Here is a 3,848-nt window from a genome sequence, read left to right as displayed (position 1 = left end):
AATTTTTTTTCTAACTTATTTTCATCCATTGTGATCATTCGTTAGCCAATAGATAAGTGTCATAGTTAATTTGTGTAAGGAGGTTATTCCAACTTACGGGTTGGATAATCTCTTTTTCATTTTTGTTTGATTCTTAGCTGTTTATTAATCGTGTCTTTTCTTATATTGTTTAATAAAAAGCCGTTGGAAATATATTTTATCAACTTCAATTTCTTGTATTCCCTTGATATCAAAACATCTGTGCGATTGTGGAAAACTTTTGATGTTAAATATCAGGGTTTTAAGTAAAATGCCTTTCCAGATCGACCCTATTTCTCTAATTTTGTTAGCACGCAAATGTGAAAAAAAAGCAAGAAGAAATGTGGATAGTTTTTCCATGTATTTACTTGATAATGTTTTCGTTAGTGTGGTTTTCATACGTCCGCAATTATCATAAGTTTAACAAGAAAAAATTAAAAAAATGGGCATTTTTGACAAAAGAGTGAGTTACAAACCTTTCGAGTATCCGGAAATTTTACAGTTCACCGAAGCTATTAACAAAGCGTTTTGGGTGCATTCTGAAGTAGACTTTACCGCCGATGTTCAAGATTTTCATTCTCAGTTAGAACCTCATGAAAAAAATGCTGTTAAACATGCACTTTTAGCAATTGCCCAGATTGAAGTTGCTGTTAAAACATTTTGGGGAAACTTATATAATCACCTTCCAAAACCTGAACTTAACGGACTTGGAGCTACTTTCGCAGAATGTGAGTTCCGTCACTCAGAAGCGTATTCTCGTTTGTTAGAAGTGTTAGGATATAATGAAGAGTTTATGTATGTGGTGGAGATTCCTTCGATTAAGAAGAGAATTGACTTTCTTAATAAAGCTCTTAAACATGCCAATTCTACCACACCAAAAGAATATGTATCTTCATTATTGTTGTTCAGTATCTTAATTGAAAACGTATCATTATTCTCTCAATTTGCAATTATTTTGTCCTTTACTAGATTCAAAGGATATATGAAGAATGTGAGCAATATTATTGCTTGGACTTCTGTTGATGAACAAATCCATGCTAATGCTGGAATTTATTTAATCAATAAAATCAGAGAAGAGCAACCAGATTTGTTGACAGATTCTGATATTGAGGATATTTATAGTTTGGTAGATTACTCCATTGAAGTGGAGTCAGAAATCTTGGATTGGATTTTTGAATTAGGAGAGATTGATAATTTTACCAAAGAAGATTTGTTGAATTTCATGAAATATCGTGTTGATGATTCTCTTAAGAAGATCAATATGAAGACTCGCTATGATATTACACCGGAACAGTACCGCCCAATGATGTGGTTCGAGGAGGAAGTGTTTGCCAATTCGTTAGACGATTTCTTTGCAAAAAGACCGGTGGACTACACTAAGCATGATAAGAGTATTACTGAGAATGACTTGTTTTAGGTAGATTCTTTCCCCCATTGAGGTAAGGATTACTTTGAAGTCAATCTTCTCAAGATTTATTTAAAATTTTTACGGTATGCTAACACCGTTAGAGAAGGAGCTTTCTTATATCTATGAAAGCGGAGAGTTTGTGCTGGGAGAGTACATTTATATGGGAATGGGATTGGTAAAAGGACATCGAGTGTGTATGTCGGTCGCCTACAAAATTGATTATTGCATCAAAAAAGCATTACAATTCGAAATGGTTGATCCTAATGTAACATTTACCCATATTAATAAAATCAAAGTCGGTCAATTGGAGGCATGTGACAGATTTTATTACGATAGAGAATTGATACTCAATTAGTGAGTGCGATTTTTTTTGATTATTTAAACATAAATGAAATTTAAATTTTAAAAGAACATTGTAATTTTTGCAATATTAGAAAACTATGGAAGAAAAGAAATTAGATATATGGTGGCTTAACGATGAGTCTGAACAAATGCTTAATCGAGGTTACCTTTTGAAAGGGGAAACTGTTGAGGGAGCTATCGATAGGATTACAACTGCAGCCGCAAAAAGATTGTATAAACCTGAGTTACAGCCTGCGTTCAAGGAAATGATTGTGAAGGGATGGATTAGTTTTTCATCTCCAGTTTGGGCTAATATGGGAACTCAGCGTGGTTTGCCAATTTCTTGTTTCAATGTTCATATTCCTGATAATATTGAAGGAATCACCCATAAATTAGGTGAAGTTATTATGCAGACCAAAATTGGTGGTGGTACATCAGGATATTTTGGAGAGCTTCGAAATCGTGGTACTGCGGTTACTGATAATGGTAAATCTTCTGGGGCTGTTTCTTTTATGAAATTGTATGATACAGCAATGGATGTTGTGTCACAAGGAGGAGTGAGAAGAGGAGCTTTTGCTGCCTACTTGGATATTGATCACGGTGATATCGAAGAATTTTTGTCCATTAAAGATATTGGTAGTCCCATTCAAAACTTATTTACTGGAGTTTGTGTACCCGATTATTGGATGCAAGACATGATTGACGGAGATATGGACAAACGTAAAATCTGGGCCAGAGTATTAGAAAGTCGTCAGCAAAAAGGACTTCCTTATATTTTCTTTACCGATAACGTTAACCGTAATAAGCCTCAAGTATATAAAGATAACGGAATGATGGTTAATGCAAGTAATCTTTGTTCTGAAATCATGTTACCTTCAAGCGCTGAAGAATCTTTCATCTGTTGCCTCTCTTCAATGAATTTGGAGCTTTTTGATGAATGGAAAGATACCAACGCAGTTAAATTAGCAGTGTATTTCTTAGATGCGGTTTTATCAGAATTTATTGAAAAAACTGAAGGTAATTACTACTTACAAGGAGCTAGAAATTTTGCAATACGCCATCGTGCGTTAGGTTTGGGAGCATTAGGTTACCATTCTTATTTGCAGAAAAATATGATTCCTTTCGAAAGTTTTGAGGCGACTCAGTTTAATGCAAGAGCCTTTAGATACATTCGTGATGAGGCGGTTGCAGCGTCTAAAGAATTAGCCAATATCTATGGAGAACCAGAGTTGTTGAAAGGTTATGGAATGAGAAATACTACTGTTTTGGCGATAGCTCCAACGACCTCTAGTTCAGCAATTTTGGGACAGACTTCGCCTGGAATCGAACCTTTTGCTTCTAACTATTACAAAGCTGGTCTTGCGAAAGGAAATTTTATGCGTAAGAACAAATATTTAACAAAATTACTTCAAGAAAAGGATTTGGATAATGAGGAGACTTGGAGAACAATCATGTTGAATCACGGTTCTGTTCAGCATTTGAAAGAACTTTCTGAAGAGGAAAAAGCTGTGTTTAAGACATTTAAAGAAATTTCTCCAATGGAGATTATTTCTCAAGCCGCACAAAGACAACAGTATATTGACCAAGCACAATCGCTTAACCTTCAGATTCCTTCGACAATGCCAGTTAAGGATGTTAATTTCTTGTATATTGAGGCATGGAAGAAAGGGGTGAAAACATTGTATTATCAAAGAAGTTCTTCAGTTTCTAAAGAAATGATGGTTAACTTTGTTACTTGCTCTTCATGTGAAGCATAACATGGTATAAGCCCAAAAACTTGAAATAAATAAAGTGTCTAAGAATTTTTTTTTAGACACTTTTTGTAGTTATTTATAGTATTTTATTCCAAAAAAAACGTGATGAACAACTGTTCAGCACGCCCCTTAATTTAGATGATGAAGAATTTTTTTTTCCACTTAGGGACTAACAGTACCTATGAAATGCCGATTCTGACATTTGTTGACCGGAATCAAAAATTTATCACTACCTTGTAATCTCAAAAATAAGTTTTGCGCTCCTAATAATCAACACTTGACATGATAAAATTCTAGAAATTAATAAATGTCAAATCAATAGCAGT

The 3,848-nt window shown here is 34.3% G+C and carries 3 protein-coding genes; all 3 read left to right on the top strand.

Going from position 1 to position 3,848, the window contains the following annotated elements; translation table 11 throughout:
- Positions 1 to 460 precede the first annotated feature (460 nt).
- Positions 461 to 1,435 carry a ribonucleotide-diphosphate reductase subunit beta gene (locus tag AC4AGG_RS15630; protein WP_489772950.1) on the top strand — a complete coding sequence of 325 codons (975 nt, stop codon included), beginning with the start codon at positions 461 to 463 and terminating at the stop codon, positions 1,433 to 1,435.
- Between the two features lie 76 nt (positions 1,436 to 1,511).
- Entirely contained in the window at positions 1,512 to 1,781 is a 270-nt protein-coding gene (locus tag AC4AGG_RS15625; protein ID WP_489772949.1) for a hypothetical protein, read from the top strand.
- A gap of 85 nt (positions 1,782 to 1,866) precedes the next feature.
- Positions 1,867 to 3,525 (top strand): ribonucleoside-diphosphate reductase subunit alpha, encoded by a 1,659-nt coding sequence (locus AC4AGG_RS15620; RefSeq protein WP_489772948.1) that lies wholly within the window; start codon positions 1,867 to 1,869, stop codon positions 3,523 to 3,525.
- Positions 3,526 to 3,848: the final 323 nt, after the last annotated feature.

The organism is Chryseobacterium sp. CG10_8, assembly GCF_058117085.1.
Note: the sequence above shows the minus strand (reverse complement) of the source record. Positions and strands in the feature narration are given on the sequence as shown.

Bases quoted from the DNA above. Each gene is read 5' to 3' on its own strand.
- AC4AGG_RS15630 (WP_489772950.1), top strand. From the start codon at position 461: ATGGGCATTTTTGACAAAAGAGTGAGTTACAAACCTTTCGAGTATCCG.
- AC4AGG_RS15625 (WP_489772949.1), top strand. From the start codon at position 1,512: ATGCTAACACCGTTAGAGAAGGAGCTTTCTTATATCTATGAAAGCGGA.
- AC4AGG_RS15620 (WP_489772948.1), top strand. From the start codon at position 1,867: ATGGAAGAAAAGAAATTAGATATATGGTGGCTTAACGATGAGTCTGAA.